Raw genomic sequence first — 24,320 nt, forward strand, 5'->3', positions numbered from 1 at the left:
GTCGGGCAGGCGGGTGCCGTCAGGCGTGCCGTTGGCCCAGGAGCCTTTGCATGTTCGATATAGGCTGGTCCGAGCTGGTGATTATAGCCGTCGTGGCCCTTGTGGTCATTGGCCCCAAGGAACTGCCGGCGACCTTGCGGACCATCGGCAAGATGACGACGCGCGCCAGGAAAGTCGCTGGCGAATTTCGCGCCCAGTTCGACGAGGCGATGCGTGAGGCGGAGCTGGACGATGTGCGCCAGACAATTGCCGATGCGCAGAAGCTCAATCCCGTCAACTCGCTGCGGGAAGCCATGAACCCGCTGCGGGATATGGGCAATGAGATAAAAGCTGATCTGCAGCGCGCCGCAACACCGGACAAAGCAGCCGTTGCCGCGACGCCGCTGCCCTCGGAGCCGGTGCCTGGCGTTTCGTCTGGCCTGCCGGAGGCGCTTGCCGCCGCGTCCACAACAACTGCATCGAGCAATCCGCCGCTGGTGGCCGCTCCCGCGCCACTGCCGGTGGTCGCTACGAGTGAAGCCGTCGAGAAGCCCAAGGCCGTTCGCAAGCCTCGCGCCAAGGCGCCGGCCAAGACCGAAGATGTCGCGGCCGCCGTCGTTCGGACGCCCGTCGTGGCGGAAAAACCAAAACGAGCCCCGCGCAAAGTCGCGACCGCTGTTGCCGTAGAGAAGGCGCCTCCAGCTCCCAGGAAGCGCTCGACTGCTGCGGCGAGCCAGGCGACGCCTAAAACGCCCAGGAAGAAGGATCAGGCATGACGGGTGACATCGACGATAAGCCGCAACCGCTTATCGAACACCTCATGGAATTGCGCACGCGGCTCATCTGGTCGCTCGTGTCGTTTTTCGTTGCCTTCATCGCATGTTTCGCCGTGGCGAAGCATCTCTTCAACTATCTGGTCTATCCCTATAAATGGGCGGTCGAATGGGCTCATCTCGATCTCGCAAAGGCCGAGTTGATCTATACGGCGCCGCAGGAATTCTTCTTCACGCAGGTGAAGGTCGCCATGTTTGGCGCGCTGGTGATCTCCTTTCCGATCATCGCCGCGCAGATCTATAAATTCGTGGCGCCTGGCCTCTATAAGAACGAACGCTCTGCCTTTCTGCCGTTCCTGATCGCGTCGCCCATTCTGTTTCTGATGGGCGCCGCGCTCGTCTACTTCTTCTTCACCCCGATGGTGATGTGGTTCTTCCTGAAGATGCAGCAGGCACCGGCCGATGGGCAGGTCGGTATCCAGCTATTGCCGAAGGTCTCGGAATATCTGAGCCTCATCATGACACTGGTCTTCTCCTTTGGTCTCGTCTTCCAGCTGCCCGTCATCACCACGCTTTTGGCGCGCGTCGGCTTGCTGACATCGACGTGGCTGGCGGAGAAGCGCAAATTCGCGATCGTTTTTGCCTTCATCGTCGCCGCCGTCCTGACGCCGCCGGACCCGATGTCCCAGATCGGCCTTGCACTGCCGACGATCCTTCTCTACGAGATTTCCATCTACGCGGCGCGACTCGTGGAACGCCAGCGTACCCGGCAAGCGCTTGAAGAGAGTGGCGGGACTTCCGAGATCACCAAGACGGACGACGTCTAGGCGAGGGAGCTCCGGCCTCGTTTCCCAGCTATTGCCGTTTCGACCTCCGACCGAGACCTCGGTCGGAGTTATACTCATGTCAAACGACCTGGAACGAAGATGCTTGATATCAGATGGATTCGTGAGAATGCCGAGGCTTTCGATGCGGCGCTTGCCAAGCGCGGTGCGGAGCCTCAGTCGCAAAGCCTCATCGCGCTCGACGAGAAGCGCCGCTCCGTCATTCAGTCCGTCCAGGATATGCAGTCCCGCCGCAATGCCGCCTCGAAGGAGATCGGCGCGGCTATGGCGCAGAAGAACACCGAGCTTGCCGAGAGGCTGAAGGCCGAGGTTGCCGACATCAAGACCTTGCTTCCGGCTGCCGAAGAGCAGGAGCGCACGCTGACAGCCGAGCTCCACGATGCGCTGTCGCGCATTCCCAATATCCCGTTCGAGGATGTGCCTGTTGGCAAGGACGAACATGACAATGTCGTCAAGCATGTCTGGGGCGCCAAGCCGACCTGGAACCATGAGCCGATGGAGCACTTCGATATCGGTGAGGCGCTCGGCTACATGGATTTCGAGCGCGCTGCGAAGCTTTCCGGTTCGCGCTTCACGGTGCTGACCGCACAGCTTGCGCGCCTAGAGCGGGCGCTCGGCCAGTTCATGCTCGATCTCCATACCGGCGAGCATGGCTACACCGAAGTCAGTGCGCCGCTATTGGTGCGTGATGAGGCTCTGTTCGGCACCAACCAGCTGCCAAAATTCGCCGAGGATCTGTTCAAGACGACGGATGGCCGCTGGCTGATCCCGACGGCCGAGGTCACGCTGACCAATCTCGTCTCCGGCGAAATCCTCGATGAAGAGAAGCTGCCGCTGCGTTTTACCGCGCTGACCCCGTCCTTCCGTTCGGAAGCCGGCTCCGCCGGCCGCGACACGCGCGGCATGCTGCGCCAGCATCAGTTCTGGAAGTGCGAGCTGGTCTCGATCACCGATGCCGAGAGCTCCATTGCCGAGCACGAGCGGATGACCGCCTGTGCGGAGGAGGTGCTGAAGCGCCTCGGCCTGCATTATCGCGTCATGACGCTGTCGACCGGCGATATGGGCTTCGGCGCGCGCAAGACCTATGACCTCGAAGTCTGGCTGCCGGGGCAGGATACCTATCGCGAGATCTCGTCCTGCTCGGTCTGCGGTGATTTCCAGGCGCGTCGCATGAACGCCCGCTATCGCGGCAAGGACGACAAAGGCACGAAGTTCGTTCACACGCTGAACGGCTCCGGTACGGCCGTCGGCCGTTGCCTGATCGCCGTGCTTGAGAATTATCTCAATGCCGATGGCTCGGTCACGGTCCCCGACGTACTCCTGCCATATATGGGTGGTCTGAAAAGGATCGAAAAAGCAGCATAATCGGGTGGTGGGGCGATGCGTATTCTTCTGACCAATGATGACGGCATTCATGCCGAAGGACTGGCCGCATTGGAGCGCATCGCCCGCACCCTTTCGGATGATGTCTGGGTTGTCGCACCGGAAACGGATCAGAGCGGCCTTGCCCATTCGCTGAGCCTTTCCGAGCCGTTGCGCATGCGCAAGATCTCCGACAAGCATTATGCGCTCAGGGGTACGCCGACCGATTGCGTCATCATGGCCATCCGCAAGATCCTGGACATCAAGCCCGATCTCGTGCTTTCGGGCGTCAATTCCGGCTCGAACGTCGCCGACGACGTGACCTATTCCGGAACCATCGCCGGCGCGATCGAGGGTACGCTGCAGGGTGTGCGCTCCTTCGCGCTGAGCCAGGCCTACATTTATGAAAACGGCGCGCGTGTCGTGCCATGGGAAGTGGCCGAGACGCATGCGCCCGCCTTGCTTGGCAAGCTCATGGATGTCGATCTGCCTGACGGCACCTTCCTCAATCTGAATTTTCCGAATTGCCGCCCCGACGAAGTGGACGGAGCGGAAGTGACCGCGCAGGGCAATCTTGCCTTCAATGTGCAGGTCGAGGAGCGGGCGGATGGCCGAGGCTTCCCTTATTATTGGCTTCGCTTCGGCGAGCGGAGTGGTATCTTCCGTCCGGGCACCGATATTCAGGCGTTGAAACAAAATCGTATTTCGGTAACGCCTTTGAAACTCGATTTGACGGATTATTCGGCGCAAGACCGCGTGGCGCGGGCGCTCGGTATGGAGTAGCGGATTGACACCTCGTTTGGTGGAAAAGGAAGGCTTTGCCGCCGTGGTTCTGCGGTTGCGGGCGGAAGGCATATTGGACATCGATCTGATGACGGCGGTCGAGCAGACGCCGCGCCTGCCTTTCGTGCCGGCGCAATTTGCCGATGACGCCTATTCCAGCCGGACGATCCCGATCGATTGCGGTGCCTTCATGGAAGGTATCGATCTGGTCGTGCGCATGCTTCACAGCCTGAAGATCAAGCCCGGTCATCGTGTGCTCGAAATCGGGACGGGCAGCGGCTTTACAGCCGCCGTCATGGGGCGAATCGTCGAGCGGGTGCTGACTGTCGATCGTTACAAGACGCTGACGACATCGGCGCAGCAGCGCATGGATGCGCTCAGCCTGCGCAATGTCATCATCCGTCAGGCGGACGGCAGCGCCGGTCTGCAGGGCGAGGGCACTTTCGACCGCATCCTGGTGACAGCCGCATTTCCCACCATGCCACGCTTCTACGCCGAGCAGCTTGTCTCCGGCGGGTCGATGATCGCGCCGCTATTGGTATCGGATGATGTCTGCCGACTCGTGCGGCTGACCAAGACGGGAAGTCGCTTCGAGCGTGAGGAATTGTTCGACGTTCCTTATCAGCCCATCGTGCCCATGCTCGCCTCCTATCTTTGAGGCTCAAATCGGCTTGATGCCGGTGAAACAGGCGCATTGGCGCCGCTTCATCTCCTATGGTTAGCAATTCCTCAAAAAAACACATGCCGCACCAGTGCTTTAACCGCATGGTAAGATTAACGCGCTTTAATCGACCCATAATCGGTTGCGTCTTAAGTGGGTCGAGTCATGGGTTTCAGTCTTTCTTCAAACGTCAGCAAATCGGCAGGGAAAGTCCTGGTGGCCATTCTTCTGGCGAGCACTGCCACAGCTTGTAGTTCGGACACGACCCGCTTCAGCGGGCTCTTCAACAAAACGGACAATGTGACGACCGGCTCGATCAATCGTCGCAGCCTCAATGGTCCGAACGGCGATCCGGTGCCACGCGCCGATGTCGCCCAGGCGGGCGGTTACGGTCAGCAGGATTATTCGCAGCAGAGCGCACCGGTCACGCAACCCTACCCGAATTCGCCGGCCCGTTATAATCCGTCCTATTCCAGCGCACGGGCATCCACTGCGCCTGTCGCAATTCAACGCACCGAACTTGCTCCTCCCAACGCATCCGCCAATGCCGGTCGTCCTCGCGGCGTGCCACAGGGTGAATCTGAGGCGCTTGCGCAGCCATTCCCCGCATCAGGCAACAACGGCTCCCGCGCCGCACCGGGCCTTGCCCCCGATACGATGTCGACGGGCACGATCAAGACCGCCGCTGCGCAGCAGATGTCTCCCGGCTGGACTACGGTCAATGCTCCTAGCGTGACCCTGCATCAGGGCGAAAATATCGCGCTCCTGTCGCGCCGCTACGGCGTTCCGGAAAAGGAAATCCTGCGTGCGAACGGCCTGCGCAATGGCGCCGGCGCCCAGCCGGGCCAGCAGATCATCATCCCGACGATGAATGGTGCCAGCGCGTCCAGCCCGGCCAAGATGTCATCCGAAGCGACCGATCTTTCGAGGGACGGCAAGATGCCGGGCCCGGGCAAGGCTCCGCAGCAGGAAGCATTGGCGCTGCCCTCCGGCGGTCAGATGCGCAGCAAATCCCAGGCGGGGCTTGCTGACCCCAACAAGCTCGCTGCCGGCAATGGCAAAGGCCCCGCGCCGAAAGGCACCTATGTCGTCAAGCCGGGTGACTCGCTGGCGAGAATTGCCAAGGAAAGCGGCGTGACCGTCGCCGAACTGAAGCGTGCGAACAACATGCAGGCCGGCGACAGCATTCGCATCGGTCAGGCGCTCGCATTGCCGCACGGCGCAGTCGCTTCCGCAGACCCCGTCAAGACCGCTTCCATCGAGCCCCAGAAGGTTTCCGCCAAGCCCGGCGCGCTGCCGGTCGAGGCCAAGCAGGCGCCCAAGGTTGTCGCCCATGCCGATGCGGCGGGCGATGCCGCTGCCAAACCGAAGGAAGTTGCTTCTGCTTCTCCGAGCCAGTCGATCAATGATGCCGCCAAGTCGGACACGCAGGCCGATGCGCCGGAAGCAACCGGCATCGGTAAGTATCGCTGGCCGGTTCGCGGCGCTGTCATCGCCAGCTACGGCGCCAACGTCAATGGCAGCCGCAATGACGGCATCGACATCTCGGTCCCCGAGGGCACGCCGATCAAGGCTGCCGAAAACGGCGTCGTCATCTATGCCGGCAACGGCCTGAAGGAACTTGGCAACACGGTCCTCGTCCGCCACGACGACGGTACCGTTACGGTCTACGGCCATGCCGATGCGCTGAGCGTCGCTCGCGGCCAGAAAGTCCAGCGCGGTCAGACGCTGGCGACATCAGGCATGAGCGGCAATGTCAGCCAGCCGCAGCTACACTTCGAAGTCCGGAAGAATTCGGCTCCGGTCAACCCAATGACGTTCCTTGAATAGGTAGTGCGTCTCAAGGACTCTGCAAAAAGCCCGGCCAGTGCCGGGCTTTTTGTCGTTTGCGGGCTTGCTTTGAAGATCAGTCGCGGTCGAGTGCTATGCGCAGCCGGCCGGCGAGATCCTGGATATATTGCCAGGCGACGCGGCCGGAGCGGGCTCCGCGCGTGGTCGCCCATTCCAGCGCCTCGTGATGCAGCCGGGCACGGTCGAGGTCCAGCTTGAAGTGATCGGCATAGGCGTCGATCATCTGCAGATAGTCTTCCTGGCTGCATTTATGGAAGCCGAGCCAGAGGCCGAAGCGATCGGAGAGCGATACCTTCTCCTCGACGGCTTCGGAAGGATTGATGGCGGTCGATTGCTCGTTTTCCATCATATGTCGCGGCAACAGGTGGCGACGGTTGGACGTTGCATAGAACAGCACATTGTCCGGCCGGCCCTCGACGCCGCCATCCAGCGCCGCCTTGAGCGACTTGTAGGCGGTATCGTCGTGGTCGAATGAGAGATCGTCGCAGAAGATGATGATGCGATGCGGCGCCACCTTCAGGATGTCGAGCAGCACCGGCAGCGAGGAAATATCCTCGCGATGCACCTCGATCAGTTTCAGCGACACGCCGGTCGAGCGGCGCACATCTTCATGCACTGCCTTGACGAGCGAGGATTTGCCCATGCCGCGCGCGCCCCAGAGCAGCACGTTGTTGGCGGCGAAGCCCTCCGTGAAACGCAGCGTGTTCTCGTGCAGGATGTCGCGCACATGGTCGACACCGCGAATGAGGGTCAGCGCAACACGGTTCGGCCGCGCAACCGGCTGCAGATAAAGCCTTGCAGGCACCCAAACGAAGCAATCGGCGGCATTCCAGTCATTGATGGCCGGTGCCGGCCCGGCCAGACGTTCGACAGCGTCGGCAAGGCGACGGACTTCGGCAAGGATCAGGGCGTTTTGGTCTTCAGTCACCGTTTCCTCCTGAATATTGAACAAGAAAGTCGTAAAATGCGCGCTGTCTTGCCGGGTATCATGCTCCTTGGGGGGCTGAAAGGCTAACAGACCGGGAAAACGGTACGGTTGGCGGCTGTTTTTGTTGCATTCGCCATGCGCGTAACTATATTCCGGCCACCTGACGCGGGGCCTGTTCCCGCTCGGAGTTCAAGGGAGTTCTCGATGTTTATCACCAACGCATATGCGCAGAGCGCGACAGATTCGGCCGCGAGCGTCTTCGGCGGTTCCGGCTTTGAAATGATCATCCTGTTTGTGCCGCTGATGGTCGTTTGGTATTTCCTCCTCATCCGTCCGCAGCGCGCCCAGGCGAAGAAGCGTGACGAGATCCTGAAGAACATTCGTCGCGGCGATCAGATCGTCACCAGCGGCATTGTCGGCAAGGTCACCAAGGTCATCGACGACAAGGAACTGGAAGTCGAGATTGCCGAAGGCGTGCGCATCCGCGTCGTCCGCAGCGCCATTTCCGAGGTTCGCGTCAAGGGTGAACCCGTCAAGGCGGACGCTGCGTAACGCACTCTGCAGGAAGCGGCGCTCGGCGCCGCTGCGCATCTTCGAAATTCGGCATCGACTTTCTTGAAGGACTGTGCACAAATTCAAGGTGTTACTGCGCCCTTCGCATTTTCTGTCGAAGCTGAGGGCGCAGCAGGGGAGCCCTAATTCGAGAGAGCGATGCTGCACGTCTCCTGGTGGAAGACCGCCCTGATCTGGTTCGTCGTTCTGCTGAGCGTGCTTCTGGCCGCTCCCAACCTGCTTGGCGAGCGCGCACTTTCATCCCTTCCTGCATGGTGGGCACATCGGAAGATCGAGCTTGGCCTCGATCTTCGCGGCGGATCGCGTCTGCTGTTGAAGATCGAACGGGGCGACGTCGAAAAGGATCGCCTGGAAAGTATCGTCGGCGATATCGGGACGCGGTTGCGCACCGTCAATGTCGCCTATTCAGGCCTCACCGGCACCGGCCGCAAGATCCAGCTCCGCATCAACGATCCCTCACAGGTCCAGGCTGCGCTGACGGCCTTGCGACCGCTGACCGCCGGGCCGGACAAGCAGTCCGTCGTTCTGTCCCAGGGGGACAACGGCGCACTGACGCTCGATATCACCGATGCAGATATCAACAGCCATGTGTCGTTGGCGATAGCGCGTGCAATCAAGGTCATTCACGCCCGTATCGCGCAGCTCGGCGTAGGAGAGCCTCTGATCCGCAGGCAGGGGTCCGACCGTATCGTCGTGCAGGTGCCCGATCTCGCGGACGCGCAGCGGCTGAAAAACCTTCTCGGCCAACCTGCCAGGCTCAGCTTCCGCCTTATCGATCAATCGATGTCGGTACAGGATGCCATGGACGGACATCCTCCGGCCGGGTCCGACGTGCTGTTTTCCGAGGATGATCCGCCTGTCGGCTATCTCGTGCAACGACAGCCGCTGCTTTCGAATGTGGATTTTTCTGATGCGATGGCAGTCGTCGACAATCAGAAGAGCGAGGGGACGGTCTCCGTCAGGCTGACGTCGGAGGCGACCCATCGCTTCGCGCAATCGACGGCAAGCAATCTCGGCAGGATCATCGTCGTCGTGCTTGACGATCAGGTCATCTCCGCAGCGTCCCTGAAGACGGTCATCGCGACGGGCGAAATCGACGTTCCCGGAGATTTCACCGCCCAGGGCGCGCAGGATCTCACCGTCATGATCAAGAGCGGGCCGCTGCCCGCGACACTGACGACGGTCGAAGAGCGCACCATCCAGCCGGGCCTTGGCGGCGAAACGGCGCGTTACGGCTTGGTTGCCTGCATCGCCGCCGCGGTCTTCGTTGCCGTCTTGATGATCGGTTTCTATCGCCTGCTCGGCATTATCGCGTCCATATCGCTCGTCATCAACATGGTCATGGTGGCAGCGCTCATGGGCCTGCTCGGCATCACACTGACCCTGCCGGGGGTCGCGGCGATCGTCCTCATCATCGGCATCGGCCTCGATGCGCTGGTGCTGATCTACGAACGCGTCCGCGAGGAGGAAAAGAAGACCCATCTTCTTGTCGACGCGTTGCGCCATGGTTTCAACCGGGCGGCGGCGACGGTCGCCGACGCCAATCTGACGGTTCTCATCGTTGCGGCCATTCTCTTTTATGCGAGTACCGGCGCCGTGCGCGGCTTTGCCGCCACGCTGATGGTCGGTGTTATCTCGACTTTCTTCACCTCCTGCTTCGTTACGCGGTCGCTGGTGAATATGTGGATTTCACGCCGCAAGCCGCGCACTTTGCTTGTTGGTGTGCGGAGCGGAATCTTCGACAACGCCAATATCCGTTTCATGGGCATTCGCCGCTACACATTCACGGTCTCGGCCGCCCTGTCCGTCATCACGCTCATTGCCTTTGCGGCTGTCGGCATGCATCTCGGCATCGATTTTGCCGGCGGGTCGATCATCGAGGTTCGCGCCAAGCAGGGTGTCGCCGATCCCGTCGACATTCAGACGCGCCTTGATGCCGTCATTCCGGGAGACGTGCGCGTCGAGCGGCTGGCCGATCGTCTCGGCGCGGTGATTCGCGTGCATGCGCAGGAAGGCGGCGAGAACGCCGAACAATCCGCCGTTTCCCTCGTGCAGGACGAATTGGGCAAGGACTATAATTTCGCCCGCGTCGAGGTGGTCGGCCCGGCCGTATCGGGCGAAATCACCACCACGGCTTCCATTGCCGTTCTGGCGGCGCTGGCAGCCATTCTGGTCTACATATGGCTGCGTTTCGAGTGGCAGTTCGCGGTCGGCGCGATCATCGCGACGCTGCACGACGTCATTCTGACGCTCGGCGTCTTCGTGCTGAGCGGCATGGAATTCAACATGACCGGCATCGCCGCGATCCTGACCATCGTCGGCTATTCGTTGAACGACACTGTGGTCGTCTATGACCGCATGCGCGAAAACCTGAAGCGTTATTCGCAAATGCCGCTGCCGATTTTGATCGATGCCTCCATCAATCAGACACTATCGCGGACCATTCTGACGTCCGCGACCACGCTTCTGGCGCTGCTCGCACTCTACATCTTTGGCGGCGAGGTGATCCGTGCCTTCACCTTCGTTCTGCTTTTCGGCGTCGCTGTCGGCACTTTTTCGTCGATTTATATTGCGGCGCCCGTGCTGATCCTGTTCAAGCTGCGTCCGGACAAGTTCCAGACCGGCGGCGAAAGCAATGGACCAGCGGCCGGCAATATCCAGTCAAGCAAACCAGCGGTGTGATACATTGGCTAAAGGAATAGAAATCCGTAGCGCGCATTTCCCCGGGCGCGCACCGATCGACGCTTATGGCAATGGCGGCTTCCGCTTTGCCGACATGTCGCATCGCGGCTCGCTGCTCTGCCTGCCGTCGGGCATTTACGGCTGGGACATGCTGCAAGGCGATGCGCTGACGCCGGATCGATTCCAGAAGGTTCTCGACGAAGCTGCCGAGATCGAAGTGCTGCTTGTCGGCACAGGCATGGAGTTGCGTCCGCTGCCCGCCGATCTGAAGGCAGCCTTGCGCGCCAAACAGATTTCGTCCGACCCGATGAGCACCGGCGCTGCCGTACGCACTTTCAACATCATGCTTTCCGAATCGCGTGCCGTGGCTGCGGCGCTGATCGCCGTCTGACCCTCGGATCGTGAGTATGACGACAACAGCTGCGCCCCGTAGCAACCGGGATATCTGCCTTGCCACGCTTCGCGAAACCGATCGCGATCGCTATCTCGCCTGCCTGCTGGCGCCGGAAGACAGGCGTCCTGCGCTTGCCGCTCTCTATGCCTTCAATGCCGAGCTGGCGCGCGTGCGCGATCTCGTGCATGAGCCGCTGCCGGGTGAAGTGCGCATGCAGTACTGGCGCGATCTCCTCGAGGGACAGTCTCACGGATCGAGCGAGGCCAACCCGCTGGCGTCCGAACTTCTCGCCGCGATCGAACAATACCGTCTGCCACGCCAGACGCTGATCAACATGATCGATGCCCGCATCTTCGATCTCTACGACGATCCCATGGAAAGCCGTAGCAGCCTGGAAGGTTATGCCGGCGAAACCGCTTCGGCTCTCATTCAGCTCGCGAGCCTGGTTCTTTCCGCCGATGAGGCGAAGCGCTCCGCCGATGCCGCCGGCCATGCCGGCGTCGCGCAGGCGATCGGCGGCTTGCTGCTCCTGATGCCGCTCAATCGCCATCGCGGCCAGCTCTATCTTCCGCTCGAAATATTGTCGGCGACGGGGCTCGATCGCGACAGCTTCCTGGCCGGTGAGGACAAGCCGCGCATTTCGGCGGCGATCGAGGCTTTTGCCGGCCTCGGCCGCGAGCATCTCGCCAGGGCAAGGGCGGCAGGTCCCATACCGCAGGGCGTATTCCCGGCCTTTCTGTCTGCCACTTTGGCCGAGCCCGTCCTGAAGAGAGCACAGAAGCTTGGCGCCGGCATCTTCGATCGGTCGCTGGCATTGCCGCAATGGCGTCGGCAGCTGCGCATGGCGATAGCGTCGATCACAAAGAAACTCTAAAATACACCAAGCTCGCACAAGTCTCGGCGTCTATGGAGATAGACGGGCACTTGATTTGCATTTCAGGGGGATCTGCCGTGGGTATTGTCGTCTGGTGCATACTGTTTGCAATCGTCGTCTTCTTTGCCTATTTCGCGACGCGCATGGCATCGCAGAACAAGGAAGACGGCCTGCACGATACCGGCCTTGCCATTCTGGAATTCGGCCGCGCCTTTCCGACCGAGGCGATTCGCCAGTTGCAGACGACGGCCGACGGGCAGGCGGTCTTCGTGCGCCTGCATGACGACAAAGCCGGATTCATGCGCAATGTGCGCAATCACTTCAGCGTCCATCTGATCGAGCCAGGCCGAGCGCATGCCAAGATCTCGGGAAGCGGTCGCGGCCTGACGGTCGATTTCCTGGATGTACCGCATCATAACGATACGTTCGAGTTCAAGACATCAACCGAGGCTGCGGAGGTCTCGCTCTGGCTGCTCGGCAATTATGTTGCCGCTGACGACGTCATGCTGGAGCACCACGCGCCGCCGGCAACGACCTGAGAAGTCCATCAGCCCGATAGTCAGGCGCTTTCGGCGAGCGCAGGCGCACGCACGCCGAGCCATTCGGCGCAATCTGCAAGCGCGCGCCTGGCGACCAGCTGGCGCTTCATGATGGTCTTGTCCTTGCCGCGAAAACGCTTGACGCCTTCCGGCTTGACGATCGAGCCCGGCTCCAGCTCCGGGAAAAGCCCGAAATTGATGTTCATCGGCTGGAAAGAGCGTTTGCCCGGTTCTTCATCGGAGACGATGTGGCCGCCGGTGATGTGGTTCAGCAGCGAACCGAGCGCCGTCGTGGCTGGCGGTAGCGAGGGTGCTTCCCCCTTGCGTTCCGCAGCGGCGAAACGGCCGGCAAGCAGCCCGATGCTGGCGCTTTCGACGTAGCCTTCGCAGCCGGTGATCTGCCCGGCAAACCGCAGTCCGGGTCGGGACTTCAGGACCAGCGAGTGGTCTAGCAGGGTCGGCGAATTGATGTAGGTATTGCGGTGCAGGCCGCCGAGGCGTGCGAATTCCGCATTTTCCAGGCCGGGAATGAGCCGGAAGATCTCCGCCTGCGCCCCATATTTCAGCTTCGTCTGGAAGCCCACCATGTTGTAGAGCGTGCCGAGTGCGTTATCCTGGCGCAGCTGCACGACGGCGTAGGCCTTGACCGTGGGATTGTGGGCATTGGTGAGCCCCATCGGCTTCATCGGCCCATGACGCAGGGTCTCGCGGCCGCGTTCGGCCATGACCTCGATCGGCAGGCAGCCGTCAAAATAGGGAGTGCCTTCCCATTCCTTGAAGCCGACTGCGTCGCCGGCAATCAGCGCATCGAGGAAGGCGTTGTATTGGGCCTGGTCCATCGGGCAGTTGATGTAGTCCTTGCCCGTGCCGCCGGGACCGACCTTGTCGTAGCGCGACTGGTACCAGCAGATATCCATGTTGATGCTGTCGCGATAGACGATCGGCGCGATGGCGTCAAAGAAGGCTAGCGCATCGGCGCCCGTTTCGGCCTGGATGGCGCTTGCAAGACCGGGCGCCGTCAGCGGACCGGTGGCGATGATCGCCTGGTCCCATTCCCTGGGCGGCAAGCCCTGAATTTCTTCGCGGACGACTGTGATCAACGGATGGCTCTCCACCGCCTGCGTCACGGCCGCCGAAAAACCATCGCGGTCGACGGCTAGCGCCCCGCCGGCGGGTACTTGGTGCTTGTCCGCACATGCCATGATGAGCGAGCCGGCCATGCGCATTTCCGCATGGATGACGCCGACGGCGTTGCTTGTGGCATCGTCGGAGCGGAACGAGTTGGAGCACACCAGCTCGGCAAGATCGTCCGTCTTGTGCGCCTCGGTGCCGCGCACGCCGCGCATTTCATGCAGGATGACGGGCACGCCGGCATTGGCGATCTGCCACGCGGCTTCCGAGCCGGCGAGGCCACCACCGATGACGTGGATAGGAGAATGGGAAGTGATCTGTGTCATGCGCGCGTCATTATCACGGGCAGGCCGGCGATCCAATGCTTTGCTAGGGCATGTCGCGCAAAAGTGGGCTGCGCTTGCGGCCCCGGCGGTGTTTCTATCGCGGGAATCAAAAACGGCGCCAAAAGGCGCCGTCTTGAAGCAGTCTGTTCAATTCGTTCCTATTAACGGAAAGAACGAGCAGCGATGTTGCGGATTTCGTAGCGGTTGACGCCGATGTCCGAAAGGGTCTGGCTGGAGAGGTTGCCAAGTTCGTTCAGGGTGCGGCGGTAGCTGATCCAGTTCTTTGCAATGCGAAGCGGGTTCATAATCTTATCCTCGGTAGCTTGTGTGCGGGCGGTGTGATTACCGCCTCAGCGATTGCATTCTATATAGGCTCGAGGACGTCGATTGTGCAGTGCAAAGAAAAGGCGTCTGCTATGCGTTTGTGCAATATGACGCCCAAAAAGCCGCCAATGCCTAAAATTTATGTGCTTTGCATACAGGGAATGGCTCGATGCAAGTTCGATTATGCTGCGCTTGCTCAGTCGATAGACAAAAAAGAACGCCCGTCGCGGCGGTCCGCAACGGGCGTTGAGAAGGCTTTCGCTAGAAGGCGAAGCCTATCCGGCGATTAGCGGCCGGTGGCTTCGCGAGCAACGCGATGGATGTCGGCGCGGTCGATACCGAGGTCGTGCAGTTCACGCGAGCTCATGCGGCCGAGTTCGTTAACGGTCTGACGATACTTGCGCCAGTTGTTGAAAGAGCGGGTCAGGTTCATTTTAGTCCCTTTCGAGGATCTGAGGATCGAGCAGTTCCAGGATTGGTTCCGTCGTCGATCTAATGGATTTAAATATATGCTGCGCCGCGAAAACTAAAAGAGCGAAAGCTTCATGTCACCTATGCGTTATGTGCAAGCCTTGTGAGCAGTTTGCCTAAGATGATGGCTGCTTTATGTGCATATCGCGGCCAAAGGGCGTTCGCCGCATGACGTCGATTCCAGGCCGATGCCCGGCTTTCCGCTGTGTTTGCCGAGGGCTGCCGGCTTTTGGCCATCTTTTCGCCAGCCTTGCTGTTTTGGAGGAGGTCGAATGCTGCCGCGGGTCGGGTTCGGCCGGCGAGAAGTGAGCTTGCGGCTTATCCAGAGCTGCAATCGCCATTCCCAGGCGGTGCGCGCATCCGCATGGCGTAAACCGATTTAGATGGACAAAAAATAACGCCCACCGCGGGAGGAGGATGCGGTGGGCGTCATTTATGGTGATTGACGACTTGGGAGGAGGAGTGTCGTCAATCGATCGGAGCGCATTGGGAGGAGGATAATGCGGCTCCGAATATAGTGTCGGGATATGTATCCCCAGGCTCGCTCCGATCTGCATCGGCCCGGCGCGCCACCGCCGTGTTTGTTGTTCAATAAATAGTATGACTTTTCGAATTTGTGCAGCGCAATAATTTCATGGGAGGCATGAATTGCGTGCATACCTTGAATCGGTATGTCTTTACCTGTCCCAACAATACCAGCTGATCCCTTAATTCCGTATTAATATGACACATGTTCCTGTCGGAGGAAGCTTCTGCTCGAAGCGTACGGCTCGCATCGATTGTGCGCCGATTTGTGCTAACTCTGTCGTCAGCAGAATCGCAAGGGGGGAGCCGGGCATGTACAGAGGCAGGCTGGAGCGGGATCTGAAGATCTGGACCGCAAAGGGTCTGGTCGACGCGGGAGCGGCGAAAGCCATCCTGAGTGAGTATGACGGCCGCCAGTCGAGTTTCAGCGCCGGCCGCGTGTTGACGATTATCGCCGCCGTGCTCCTCGGTCTCGCCATATTGTTTTTCATCTCCGCAAACTGGGAGGCTCTTCCGAGGATTGCCCGCCTGACGGGACTGGTGGCGATGATATGGGCCTTCTATCTCGGAGCTGCATATCTGTTAGCCCAGGGCCGCTCCATCATCGCAGCCGGGTTGTTGATCCTCGGCACCTTGAGTTTCGGCGGCGCCATGGCGCTGGTCGGCCAGATGTACAATCTGTCCGGGGACGAGCTCAGAATGATGATCGTCTGGTTCGCTGCGGCCTGCGTCGTCGCGGCGTTGTTTCGCTCCTCGGCGCAGGTCGGGCTTGCCGGTTTTTTGGCCTGGGCATTTTGCGGCGTCTATCTCTGGGGCCATTTCGACGAATGGCATGGGTTGATGCCCTGGATGCCGCCTCTGATGGCCGTGGTCCTGATTGTGCTCGTTCGCTATGCCGATGCCCCCGCGGCTCGGCATTTGGCCTACCTCATGCTCGTCGGCTGGCTGACATGGCTCTTTGGCCGGCATGAAGGGTTGAATACCGCGATCCTGTTTGCCGCTCTCGGGATGGCAGCGTTTCTCGTCGTCAGCATTCCCGCTTCGCCGCTGATGCCTTTCGCGCGGACGGCCGGTGCGGCGCCGGCCTTTTATGCCTTTCTGATCGCGTCGATCGGCTTCTTTCTGGTCCATGCCGAGATCAGCAACGGCTCCCTTGAAAACAACGTTTGGGTCGAAGACAAGCTGCCGCTTATCATCGTGGCGGCGGCGACGCTGGCTAGCTCAGTGATTGCCATCGCGCTCAGTGGCCGCGACAACGGCGCGGTGCGTTATCTTGCCTATTTCGTCTTTGCTTGTGAGATTCTCTATCTCGCCAGCGAGACGATCGGCTCGATCATCGGCACGGCGGGGTTCTTCCTCGTCGCCGGCGTGCTTGTGGCGATTGCCGCCTGGCTGGTCATCCAGCTGGAACGGCGCTTTTCCGATAATAGCGGGCAGGGGACGCGGGCATGACTGATCTGGCTGACAGGAGCGTCGTTGCAAACGGGAGTGCCCGTCGGGTCTGGATCGCAGCCATCATCGTTGCCGTACTGCAGACCTTGGTTCTGGGCTATATGGTCGGCGAGCGGGCCTGGGGCTTGCGAAGCGGCACTGAAATTCTCTTGAAGACGGCGCCGGTCGATCCGCGCGATCTTCTGCGCGGCGACTACGTCACCTTGAACTACGATATCTCACGGGTTCCGACCTCGACGCTGCGCGACGGCCCGCCGAAGACAAGCCTGAATGCTCAGATCCTGTCCGTTCGCCTGAAGAAACAGGACGACGGCTACTGGGGCATTGTCGAATCATCGTTTGGAGCGCTCGATCCGAAGCCTGACACGGTCGTGCTCAAAAGCCTGCCTTACGACTATGTTTTCTATGGCGAACCGACAGATCTGTCGCAAGCGATGATCGGGGTCACCTATGGTATCGAGCGATACTACGTGCCCGAGGGGCAGGGGCACGATATCGAGAGTGCCCGCAACGACAATCGCGTCGCTATCGCGGCCCGTGTGTCTTCCGACGGCGTTGCCCATATCAGAAGCCTGCTTCTCGACGGCAAATCCGTCTATGAGGAACCGCTTTACTGACCATATCTGCGCGAAGTTCTCCGATAAGCTTTCGGCGTCGTCGCGCAACCGTCATTTTTCCTTTGCGTGGTTTGAAACGGGTGATATAGAGACGCCGCGCTCCGGAAGGCCCCATGGGCAGGCATTCGCCATGCGGTTTTGGGAACGCGGGTATGGTGAAATTGGTAGACACGCCAGATTTAGGTTCTGGTGCCGCAAGGCGTGGGAGTTCAAGTCTCTCTACCCGCACCAAGACGTCTTATGGACGGGGGAGGCTGAACAAGCTTGTCTTCCTACGTGCCGCAGGACGCGCATCTTGCCCAAAGCATCCCGCTTTCGAACCGGAAGTGGACAAGGTGTTTTGGCTCGTGACGGGATAGAGCTGCCTTTTGCGCGTTCATTCGAAGGCGCGGCGCTCTTGGCAAGGTGAAAGAGAATTGCATCCAAGCCACGCTCGGGATTTTCCGGCGTCGTGCTCATCGAAACGAACGGCTGTCTGGGCACGGCCGCCATGAATGAAGGTAGGACAATGCAGGTTATCGAAACGCTCGCTGAAGGGCTGAAGCGCGAAATCAAGGTGGTTATCCCCGCCAAGGACATGGAAGTTCGCATGAACGAGCGCCTGGCCGAGGTCAAGGACAAGGTTCGCATCAACGGCTTCCGTCCGGGCAAGGTTCCGGTCTCGCACCTCAAGAAGGTCTACGGCAAGTCGATCATGGCTGATCTGGTCAACGAGATCGTTCGCGACCAGCCGCCGGCAATCCTGACCGAGCGCGGCGAAAAGTCGGCTACCCAGCCTGAAATCGCCATGACCGAAGACCAGGACGAGGCCGAAAAGATCCTCTCCGCTGAGGCCGATTTCGAATTCACGCTCTCCTACGAAGTCATCCCGGCGATCGAGCTGAAGTCCGTCAAGGGCATCAAGGTCACCCGCGAAGTCGCTGAGATCGCTGACGAAGAAGTCACCGAGCAGATCCTCAAGATCGCCGAAAGCGCCCGCAGCTACGAAGCCAAGAAGGGCAAGGCCGCCGACGGCGACCGCGTCACCATCGACTACCTCGGCAAGGTCGACGGCGTTGCCTTCGACGGCGGCAAGGACGAAGATTCGCAGCTCGTTCTCGGTTCCAACCGCTTCATTCCGGGCTTCGAAGAACAGCTCGTCGGCGTCAAGGCTGGCGATGAGAAGACCATCAACGTAACCTTCCCGGCCGATTATCCGGCCAAGAACCTCGCTGGCAAGGAAGCCACCTTCGACATCAACGTCAAGGAAGTTGCAGCTCCCGGCGAAGTCGAAATCAACGACGAACTCGCCACCAAGCTCGGCCTCGAATCGGCCGACCGCCTGAAGGAAATCGTTCGCGGCCAGATCGAAAGCCAGTACGGCTCGGTTACCCGCCAGAAGGTCAAGCGCCAGATCCTCGATCAGCTGGACGAAATGTACCAGTTCGACACCCCGCAGAAGCTGGTCGAAGCTGAATTTGCCAGCATCTGGCGTCAGATCGAGGCCGATCTTGGCGAATCCGGCAAGACCTTCGAAGACGAAGACACCACCGAGGAGAAGGCTCGCGAAGAATATCGCAAGCTTGCCGAGCGCCGCGTTCGCCTCGGCCTCGTTCTCTCCGAAATCGGCGAAAAGGCCGGCGTCGAAGTCACCGAAGACGAGCTGCAGCGTGCGCTTTATGCCCAGCTTCAGCAGTTCCCGGGCCAGGAAAAGGAAATTCTCGAATTCTTCCGCAACACGCCCGGCGCTTCCGCTAACCTGCGCGCGCCGATCTTCGAAGAGAAGGTCATCGATCATCTGCTGACCGAAGTCGACGTCACGGACAAGACCGTTTCCAAGGAAGCGCTGCTGGCCGACGACGAGGAAGACGAAGGCAAGCCGGCTGCCAAGAAGGCCGCTCCGAAGAAGAAGGCTGCCGCCAAGGCTGAAGCGACCGAAGCTGCCGCCGAAGGCGAAGAGGCCGCCGCTCCGAAGAAGAAGGCTGCTCCGAAGAAGAAGGCTACTGAAGACAGCGCCGAGTAATCGGTTCTTCCTTCCGGATCGAAATGAAGCCCTGCCGTTCGCGGCGGGGCTTTTTTTGTGATGAATCGGCGAGCTCCCTCTCCTCGCTTGCGGGGAGAGGGTTGGGGTGAGGGACTTCGGTCCTATGCGACTATTCCCCGCCCAAGGCGCGGCGGATGGCTATTTCCACCGGACTGTAGGCATCGTCAGGTCGCTCTAGCCTATAAGGCTCGGCAAGCCCAATCGAAGGCTGGGCCATGAAGCGCGGCCTAGTGCCTCGATGCTTCTGGGCGGCGTGAACGAGGAAGGGGTGGCAGATGTAGACTGTGCCCGCTTTTCCGGTTGCCAATGCCTGTGGGCGGCAAGCTCCCATCTGCTCAAGCATCATGTGAGAGCGCCCTCGATCTCCGGCAGGCTCGAGATAGCGCGCTATATCCATATGGGAGCCGACGCGGATACGGGTCGGCGCATCGTCTTCACCGACATCGGAAAACAGGAACAGAGTAAGCAGCGCACGTCCTCGCGAGGCGATATTCACGCACCAGGTGGAGAAGTCGTTTCGCTCATTCGGATCGCCGTCATCACCCGGAAAGCTTAGGTCGACATGCCAGCCGGCGTCGCCCGGATCATCAGGGTGCGGGAAACGCACGGGGAAGGTGCCAAGTCCATCTCTTGGAAGCCATCGTCCGCGCCCGACCAGCTGATCGAAAGTCGCGTGCAAAACGGGCCTATTGGCGATGGTGCGGAATGGCTCGCCTCCATAGCCGGGCAACCGGACGACCGGAAATCTCCAACTCGCCGGATCGTGTTCGCTGCAGGGAAGATCGCGCCACATGATGGCACGAGCCTCGGCGGCCTGTTCCTCTGAAAACGCATCATCGATGCGAATAAAACCTTGCTCGATGAAATCGTTCAGCTGTGCGCCGGAAAGCGCAGCCGGGTACTGTTTCTTGGATGGCATGAAATCTCTCTCGATCATCGCGCCGTATCTGGCCCTTTCGTGTGAGGGGCTACGGCTGTTTCGGCAAAGACCAACTTGCGGCGACATAGCCGCTAAGGCGGTCTCGTCTTCATTTGGCTGAAAGCCTAGGGATCAGCGGCTTATGAAGAAAACCGAAGCGATGTTGAGAATGCTCATCATGTTGACAGAGTAGTGAGCTCCGCCGGCATGGTCAATGTTGACCTATTAGAGTTCCGACTTGATGTCGCCCATGCGGTTCCAGGCATCGAGGCCGGCGATCTTGTAGGCTTCGGCGAGCGTCGGATAGTTGAAGGTGTTTTCGACGAAGTATTCGACGGTGCCCTTGAGGTTCAGCACGGCCTGGCCGATGTGGACAAGTTCGGTCGCGCCTTCGCCGACGATATGGACGCCGAGCAGACGGCGCGTTTTCAGCGAGAAGATCATCTTCAGGAGGCCGGTGTCGAGGCCCATGATGTGGCCGCGCGAGGTTTCGCGGAACCGCGCGATGCCGCATTCGTACGGGATGTGCCGATCCTTGACCTCTTCCTCGGACAGGCCGCAGGTGGAAATCTCAGGCACGGCGTAGATGCCGTACGGGAAGTATTTCGGCGGCTCCTTGGCGATCGCGCCGACGGCGACGCGGGCGGCGATGCGGCCCTGTTCCATCGAGGTGGAGGCAAGGCTCGGGAAGCCGACGACGTCGCCGGCGGCAAAGATATGAGGGACCTTCGTGGCAAAAGTCTCCGGATTGACGCTCAGACGGCCGCGATTGTCGGCTTCGAGGCCCGCGGCGGGGAGATTGAGGGTATCAGTCGCGCCCATGCGTCCGGCGGCAAACAGCACCATGTCCGTGGTAAGGCGGCGGCCATTGTCGAGCGTCAGCTCGACCTTGCCGTTCTGTCGCTCCACCTTCTCGGCCTTCTGGCCAAGCAGCAGCTTCATGTTGCGGTCGCGCAGCTGGTAGATGAAATCCTCGACGATCTCCTTGTCGATGAAGTCGAGCATGGTCGACTTCGGATCGATCAGTGTCACCTGCGTATCGAGCGCGCTGAAGATTGTGGCGTATTCGATGCCGATGACGCCGGCGCCGATGACGACCATCGAGCGCGGCAGGCTCTCGATATCGAGCAGTTCATCGCTATCGAGAACCGTCTTGCCGTCGAAGGGCATGTAGTCGGGGCGGAAGGGCTTGGTGCCGACCGCCAGCAGGATGCTGGCGGCTGATACCGTAACGACCTCGCCATCATCCTTGACGATCTGCATGGTCTGCGGATCGACGAAGCTTGCCTTGCCGCGTATATGCTGAACGCGATTGCGGGCGAACTGATGCTCGAGCACTTCGACTTCGTGGTCGAGCGTAATCAGCAGGCGACGGCGCAGGTCTTCCGCGCTGATTTCCTGCTTGACGCGATAGGCGCGGCCATAAAAGCCCCGTTCCCGCCAGCCGGACAGGTTGAGCGCGGTTTCGCGCAGCGTCTTGGAGGGAATGGTACCGGTGTGGACCGAGACGCCGCCGACGCGCTTGCCTTGCTCGACGACGAGCACCTTCTTGCCGAGTTTGGCGGCCTGAATGGCGCCTCTGCGGCCAGCAGGGCCGCTACCCACGACTAGGAGATCGAATTGGTCCATCGGGAAGCCTCGAATGACTGGATAGGGAATCAATGTCGCAATGCAACATGCTCCGTCAACCGGTAGCTGCTCAATGTTACAGATTATCTAACGGGAAAATTTGGTGCTCAGGACGCCGGGAGGCCGAGCCAGGGTTCCAGCTTCTGAAAAGTCCGGTCCATGGCGTAGGCACGCGTGAAGGACAGCGGCAGGTGACCGTAGATGATCGACATCTGACCTGCTGCGGTTGCCTCATTCGTCTTGGCGATGGCGGCAAGGTAAAGCGCGGAGGCGAGGCCGGTTCTGTCGGCGCCGGCCTGGCAATGAATGAGAATCGGCTTTGGCGCATCGCGCATGATCTCGACGAGCTGCGCTGCCTGCGCCTGCGTCAGCTCGCGGCCGGAAGACATGTGGAAATCGATATGGCCGATATTGAGCTCTTTCGCCTCGGCGACTTCGTTATCATACCAATGCCGCCCGCTATTGTAGCCGCGCAGGTTGATAATGGTCTTGATGCCATATTGCTTCTGGAGTTCGGCAATGGTGGCGGGCGACGGCTGCGAGGAGCGGTAAAGCTCGCCGGCAATGACCGGATGGAAATTCGTCGTCCAGAGCATGTGCGCATAGAAGCCGCCGGCGGCCACCAGAAAAGCGCCAGCCGCAACAAGCACGCCGCGACCGAGCCGGGAGAGGCGATGAGCAAGCACTGGCGACATCTTCGGCATTCGATCTCCGCGTGGCCCGCGCGCGGCTGGGCCAAATCAAAACAATTGTTTCCGCCGACGAACTCGCCGGCTGGAATGCGGCGATCCTTCTGCCAGATCATCCTGACGCTAAGCTGAAAAACAAAAGCCGGGGGTCGTGATGGCGATTTCAGGATATTTGGCAACGATTGTGTGGAGATACGATCTAAGATAATTATATAAATCAATATTCTATAATAGAAATCTATATATTTGGATTATCGTAAGTGCGACAATGTCAAATCAGCCGCAATGCGCGGAAGCTGACATGGCCGTTCTTGCCGATGATAACATGATCGTGAACGGTGACGCCCAGGGGCTTGGCGGTGTCGATGATCGTCTTGGTCATGTCGATATCGGCGCGCGACGGGGTTGGGTCTCCCGACGGATGGTTGTGGACGAGAATTACCGCCGAGGCGGACAGCTCGAGCGCGCGTTTGACGACCTCGCGCGGATAGACCGGTGTATGATCGACCGTGCCGAAGCCCTGTACCTCGTCGGCGATCAGGGCGTTGCGTTTATCGAGAAACAGCAGGCGGAATTGCTCGCGCGCCTCATGCGCCATGGCGGCATGGCAATAGTCAATGAGCGATTTCCAGGAGGAAAGCACGGGCTTGCCGGTGAGATCACTCTTCAGCATGCGCTGCGCGACGCTCGCGACCAGCTTCAGGTCGAGGGCGACGGCATCGCCGACGCCACCGACCTCCGTCAGCAGGTTGACAGGAGCGCCAAATACGCCGCCAAGTGTGCCGAAGCGGGCAAGCAACGCCTTGGCGACCGGCTTCGTGTCGCGGCGGGGGATCAGCCGGAAAAGCAGCAGTTCGAGGATTTCGTAATCGGCGAGCGCCGCATCGCCGCCGTCACGGTAGCGATTGCGCAGCCGTTCGCGGTGACCATGATAATGGGCCTCCACGTTCGTTGGCGCGGACTTGGTGGCCGGCGCGGATTTGTTGGTCTGTGAAACGGGTTTGGCAACCTGTTGGGCGAAGAATAGCCGCTCGTCCAGCAGCGGCGCATCTTCCAACGCCTCCGTCTTCCCGCCTCTATCGAGGGGCATGTCGCCATGTCCGTTGGAAGAAGCGGGGCGTTTCGCCATGGATTATCCCTGCAGCGGCGGCAGGCCGGGGCGATCCAGGCCGCCGGGCGACAGGGTGAAGATTTCGCAGCCCGTCGCGGTGACACCGACCGTATGCTCGTACTGCGCCGACAGCGAACGGTCACGGGTGACGGCCGTCCAGCCGTCGCCGAGCACCTTCACATGCGGCTTGCCGAGATTGATCATCGGCTCGATGGTGAAGATCATGCCTTCGCGCAGCTCCGGCCCGTCATTGACCCGGCCGTAATGCAGGATATTCGGCGAGTCATGGAAAAGGCTGCCGACGCCGTGGCCGCAGAAGTCGCGCACGACCGAGCAGCGCTCGCCTTCGGCATAGGTCTGGATCGCTTCGCCGATGGCCCCGGTGCGAGTGCCTGGCCGCACGGCGGCAATGCCGCGCATCAGGGATTCGTAGGTGACTTCGAGCAGCCGCTCGGCCGATCGCTTGATTTCGCCGACCGGATACATGCGGCTGGAATCGCCGTGCCAGCCGTCGAGCACATAGGTCACGTCGATATTGACGATATCGCCTTCGCGCAGCGGCTTGTCGTTGGGAATGCCATGACAAACGACATGGTTGATCGACGTGCAGGAGGATTTCATGTAGCCGCGATAGTTCAGCGTCGCCGGATAGGCGCCGTGATCCATGCCGAATTCGAAAACGAAGCGGTCGATGACATCGGTCGCCACGCCCGGCTCGACGATCGCGGCGAGTTCATCGAGGCAGCGTGCGGTCAGCTGGCACGCCTTGCGCATCCCGGCAAAGGCATCCTGCCCGTAGAGGCGGATAGCGCCCGTATTCTTCGCCGGCGCCGTTGCCGCTTCGATGTAATTCACCATG

Annotated in this window: 23 protein-coding genes and 1 tRNA gene; 15 read left to right on the plus strand and 9 right to left on the minus strand. The window is 60.4% G+C overall.

Annotated elements, in window-relative coordinates; genetic code table 11:
• Positions 1-50: 50 nt before the first annotated feature.
• The 6 genes from tatB to ACIQWP_RS22545 all read left to right on the plus strand — a co-directional run bounded on the left by tatB (position 51) and on the right by ACIQWP_RS22545 (position 6,233).
• Complete coding sequence (gene tatB / locus ACIQWP_RS22520) at positions 51-755, plus strand: Sec-independent protein translocase protein TatB (protein WP_402792407.1); 705 nt, start codon at positions 51-53, stop codon at positions 753-755.
• A complete protein-coding gene (gene tatC / locus ACIQWP_RS22525; protein ID WP_402792410.1) occupies positions 752-1,579 on the plus strand; it encodes a twin-arginine translocase subunit TatC in 828 nt (275 codons plus the stop codon). The genes tatB and tatC overlap by 4 nt, the downstream gene beginning before the upstream one ends.
• 99 nt (positions 1,580-1,678) lie before the next feature.
• Positions 1,679-2,962 carry a serine--tRNA ligase gene (gene serS / locus ACIQWP_RS22530; RefSeq protein ID WP_402792413.1) on the plus strand — a complete coding sequence of 428 codons (1,284 nt, stop codon included), beginning with the start codon at positions 1,679-1,681 and terminating at the stop codon, positions 2,960-2,962.
• 15 nt (positions 2,963-2,977) lie between these two features.
• A complete protein-coding gene (gene surE / locus ACIQWP_RS22535; RefSeq protein ID WP_402792416.1) occupies positions 2,978-3,742 on the plus strand; it encodes a 5'/3'-nucleotidase SurE in 765 nt (254 codons plus the stop codon).
• 4 nt (positions 3,743-3,746) lie between these two features.
• Positions 3,747-4,400: a protein-L-isoaspartate(D-aspartate) O-methyltransferase gene (locus tag ACIQWP_RS22540; RefSeq protein WP_402792419.1), complete on the plus strand. Its 654-nt coding sequence runs from the start codon at positions 3,747-3,749 to the stop codon at positions 4,398-4,400.
• A 168-nt stretch (positions 4,401-4,568) separates the two neighbouring features.
• Positions 4,569-6,233, plus strand: a complete 1,665-nt coding sequence (locus ACIQWP_RS22545; protein ID WP_402792422.1) for a peptidoglycan DD-metalloendopeptidase family protein — start codon at positions 4,569-4,571, stop codon at positions 6,231-6,233.
• A gap of 76 nt (positions 6,234-6,309) precedes the next feature.
• Here the strand turns inward: ACIQWP_RS22545 and ACIQWP_RS22550 are convergent, their stop codons facing one another.
• Complete coding sequence (locus tag ACIQWP_RS22550) at positions 6,310-7,182, minus strand: ATP-binding protein (protein ID WP_402792425.1); 873 nt, start codon at positions 7,180-7,182, stop codon at positions 6,310-6,312.
• Positions 7,183-7,386: 204 nt separating this feature from the next.
• Here ACIQWP_RS22550 and yajC point away from each other — a divergent pair, with 204 nt between their 5' ends.
• From yajC to ACIQWP_RS22575, 5 genes are all read left to right on the plus strand, one after another.
• Positions 7,387-7,734, plus strand: a complete 348-nt coding sequence (gene yajC / locus ACIQWP_RS22555) for a preprotein translocase subunit YajC (protein WP_402792427.1) — start codon at positions 7,387-7,389, stop codon at positions 7,732-7,734.
• 159 nt (positions 7,735-7,893) lie between these two features.
• The gene (gene secDF / locus ACIQWP_RS22560; RefSeq protein ID WP_402792430.1) at positions 7,894-10,437 is read left to right on the plus strand and encodes a protein translocase subunit SecDF; all 2,544 of its coding nucleotides are present in this window, start codon (positions 7,894-7,896) and stop codon (positions 10,435-10,437) included.
• A 4-nt stretch (positions 10,438-10,441) separates the two neighbouring features.
• Entirely contained in the window at positions 10,442-10,828 is a 387-nt protein-coding gene (locus tag ACIQWP_RS22565; RefSeq protein ID WP_402792433.1) for an Mth938-like domain-containing protein, read from the plus strand.
• A gap of 16 nt (positions 10,829-10,844) precedes the next feature.
• Positions 10,845-11,705, plus strand: coding sequence for a phytoene/squalene synthase family protein (locus ACIQWP_RS22570; RefSeq protein WP_402792436.1), 861 nt, complete (start codon positions 10,845-10,847; stop codon positions 11,703-11,705).
• A 77-nt stretch (positions 11,706-11,782) separates the two neighbouring features.
• Positions 11,783-12,244 (plus strand): hypothetical protein, encoded by a 462-nt coding sequence (locus tag ACIQWP_RS22575; RefSeq protein WP_402792439.1) that lies wholly within the window; start codon positions 11,783-11,785, stop codon positions 12,242-12,244.
• Between the two features lie 20 nt (positions 12,245-12,264).
• On the opposite strand, the gene trmFO is transcribed toward ACIQWP_RS22575, so the two are convergent.
• The 3 genes from trmFO to ACIQWP_RS22590 form a co-directional block, all read right to left on the minus strand.
• Positions 12,265-13,701, minus strand: a complete 1,437-nt coding sequence (trmFO, locus tag ACIQWP_RS22580; protein WP_402792442.1) for a methylenetetrahydrofolate--tRNA-(uracil(54)-C(5))-methyltransferase (FADH(2)-oxidizing) TrmFO — start codon at positions 13,699-13,701, stop codon at positions 12,265-12,267.
• Between the two features lie 161 nt (positions 13,702-13,862).
• Complete coding sequence (locus ACIQWP_RS22585; RefSeq protein WP_402792445.1) at positions 13,863-14,006, minus strand: DUF1127 domain-containing protein; 144 nt, start codon at positions 14,004-14,006, stop codon at positions 13,863-13,865.
• 305 nt (positions 14,007-14,311) lie between these two features.
• Positions 14,312-14,458 carry a DUF1127 domain-containing protein gene (locus tag ACIQWP_RS22590; RefSeq protein WP_015339702.1) on the minus strand — a complete coding sequence of 49 codons (147 nt, stop codon included), beginning with the start codon at positions 14,456-14,458 and terminating at the stop codon, positions 14,312-14,314.
• A gap of 875 nt (positions 14,459-15,333) precedes the next feature.
• Here ACIQWP_RS22590 and ACIQWP_RS22595 point away from each other — a divergent pair.
• From ACIQWP_RS22595 to tig, 4 genes are all read left to right on the plus strand, one after another.
• Positions 15,334-16,473, plus strand: a complete 1,140-nt coding sequence (locus tag ACIQWP_RS22595) for a DUF2157 domain-containing protein (protein ID WP_402792447.1) — start codon at positions 15,334-15,336, stop codon at positions 16,471-16,473.
• A complete protein-coding gene (locus ACIQWP_RS22600) occupies positions 16,470-17,090 on the plus strand; it encodes a GDYXXLXY domain-containing protein (RefSeq protein ID WP_402792450.1) in 621 nt (206 codons plus the stop codon). The genes ACIQWP_RS22595 and ACIQWP_RS22600 overlap by 4 nt, the downstream gene beginning before the upstream one ends.
• 146 nt (positions 17,091-17,236) lie before the next feature.
• A tRNA-Leu gene (locus ACIQWP_RS22605) sits at positions 17,237-17,321 on the plus strand.
• A 277-nt stretch (positions 17,322-17,598) separates the two neighbouring features.
• Positions 17,599-19,092 (plus strand): trigger factor, encoded by a 1,494-nt coding sequence (gene tig / locus ACIQWP_RS22610; protein ID WP_402792453.1) that lies wholly within the window; start codon positions 17,599-17,601, stop codon positions 19,090-19,092.
• A gap of 130 nt (positions 19,093-19,222) precedes the next feature.
• On the opposite strand, the gene ACIQWP_RS22615 is transcribed toward tig, so the two are convergent.
• From ACIQWP_RS22615 to map, 5 genes are all read right to left on the minus strand, one after another.
• Positions 19,223-20,032: a phytanoyl-CoA dioxygenase gene (locus ACIQWP_RS22615; protein WP_402792456.1), complete on the minus strand. Its 810-nt coding sequence runs from the start codon at positions 20,030-20,032 to the stop codon at positions 19,223-19,225.
• A gap of 225 nt (positions 20,033-20,257) precedes the next feature.
• Positions 20,258-21,661 carry a Si-specific NAD(P)(+) transhydrogenase gene (gene sthA / locus ACIQWP_RS22620; RefSeq protein ID WP_402792459.1) on the minus strand — a complete coding sequence of 468 codons (1,404 nt, stop codon included), beginning with the start codon at positions 21,659-21,661 and terminating at the stop codon, positions 20,258-20,260.
• A gap of 107 nt (positions 21,662-21,768) precedes the next feature.
• A complete protein-coding gene (locus ACIQWP_RS22625) occupies positions 21,769-22,365 on the minus strand; it encodes a dual specificity protein phosphatase family protein (RefSeq protein WP_402792463.1) in 597 nt (198 codons plus the stop codon).
• A gap of 256 nt (positions 22,366-22,621) precedes the next feature.
• Entirely contained in the window at positions 22,622-23,479 is an 858-nt protein-coding gene (gene radC / locus ACIQWP_RS22630) for a DNA repair protein RadC (protein ID WP_402792466.1), read from the minus strand.
• 3 nt (positions 23,480-23,482) lie between these two features.
• Positions 23,483-24,319 (minus strand): type I methionyl aminopeptidase, encoded by an 837-nt coding sequence (map, locus tag ACIQWP_RS22635; protein WP_402792469.1) that lies wholly within the window; start codon positions 24,317-24,319, stop codon positions 23,483-23,485.
• Position 24,320 lies beyond the last annotated feature (1 nt).

Origin of the sequence: Rhizobium sp. NPDC090279 (assembly GCF_044769665.1) — a bacterium.
Classification (GTDB): Bacteria; Pseudomonadota; Alphaproteobacteria; order Rhizobiales; family Rhizobiaceae; genus Rhizobium.

What these genes read in the sequence shown, in the direction of transcription:
- map (WP_402792469.1), bottom strand. Translation starts at nt 24,319, where the DNA reads ATGGTGAATTACATCGAAGCGGCAACGGCGCCGGCGAAGAATACGGGC.
- ACIQWP_RS22625 (WP_402792463.1), bottom strand. Translation starts at nt 22,365, where the DNA reads ATGCCGAAGATGTCGCCAGTGCTTGCTCATCGCCTCTCCCGGCTCGGT.
- surE (WP_402792416.1), top strand. Translation starts at nt 2,978, where the DNA reads ATGCGTATTCTTCTGACCAATGATGACGGCATTCATGCCGAAGGACTG.
- yajC (WP_402792427.1), top strand. Translation starts at nt 7,387, where the DNA reads ATGTTTATCACCAACGCATATGCGCAGAGCGCGACAGATTCGGCCGCG.
- secDF (WP_402792430.1), top strand. Translation starts at nt 7,894, where the DNA reads ATGCTGCACGTCTCCTGGTGGAAGACCGCCCTGATCTGGTTCGTCGTT.
- ACIQWP_RS22585 (WP_402792445.1), bottom strand. Translation starts at nt 14,006, where the DNA reads ATGAACCCGCTTCGCATTGCAAAGAACTGGATCAGCTACCGCCGCACC.
- tig (WP_402792453.1), top strand. Translation starts at nt 17,599, where the DNA reads ATGCAGGTTATCGAAACGCTCGCTGAAGGGCTGAAGCGCGAAATCAAG.
- serS (WP_402792413.1), top strand. Translation starts at nt 1,679, where the DNA reads ATGCTTGATATCAGATGGATTCGTGAGAATGCCGAGGCTTTCGATGCG.
- sthA (WP_402792459.1), bottom strand. Translation starts at nt 21,661, where the DNA reads ATGGACCAATTCGATCTCCTAGTCGTGGGTAGCGGCCCTGCTGGCCGC.
- ACIQWP_RS22615 (WP_402792456.1), bottom strand. Translation starts at nt 20,032, where the DNA reads ATGCCATCCAAGAAACAGTACCCGGCTGCGCTTTCCGGCGCACAGCTG.
- tatC (WP_402792410.1), top strand. Translation starts at nt 752, where the DNA reads ATGACGGGTGACATCGACGATAAGCCGCAACCGCTTATCGAACACCTC.
- ACIQWP_RS22545 (WP_402792422.1), top strand. Translation starts at nt 4,569, where the DNA reads ATGGGTTTCAGTCTTTCTTCAAACGTCAGCAAATCGGCAGGGAAAGTC.
- tatB (WP_402792407.1), top strand. Translation starts at nt 51, where the DNA reads ATGTTCGATATAGGCTGGTCCGAGCTGGTGATTATAGCCGTCGTGGCC.
- ACIQWP_RS22590 (WP_015339702.1), bottom strand. Translation starts at nt 14,458, where the DNA reads ATGAACCTGACCCGCTCTTTCAACAACTGGCGCAAGTATCGTCAGACC.
- trmFO (WP_402792442.1), bottom strand. Translation starts at nt 13,701, where the DNA reads ATGACACAGATCACTTCCCATTCTCCTATCCACGTCATCGGTGGTGGC.
- ACIQWP_RS22595 (WP_402792447.1), top strand. Translation starts at nt 15,334, where the DNA reads ATGTACAGAGGCAGGCTGGAGCGGGATCTGAAGATCTGGACCGCAAAG.
- ACIQWP_RS22600 (WP_402792450.1), top strand. Translation starts at nt 16,470, where the DNA reads ATGACTGATCTGGCTGACAGGAGCGTCGTTGCAAACGGGAGTGCCCGT.
- ACIQWP_RS22570 (WP_402792436.1), top strand. Translation starts at nt 10,845, where the DNA reads ATGACGACAACAGCTGCGCCCCGTAGCAACCGGGATATCTGCCTTGCC.
- radC (WP_402792466.1), bottom strand. Translation starts at nt 23,479, where the DNA reads ATGGCGAAACGCCCCGCTTCTTCCAACGGACATGGCGACATGCCCCTC.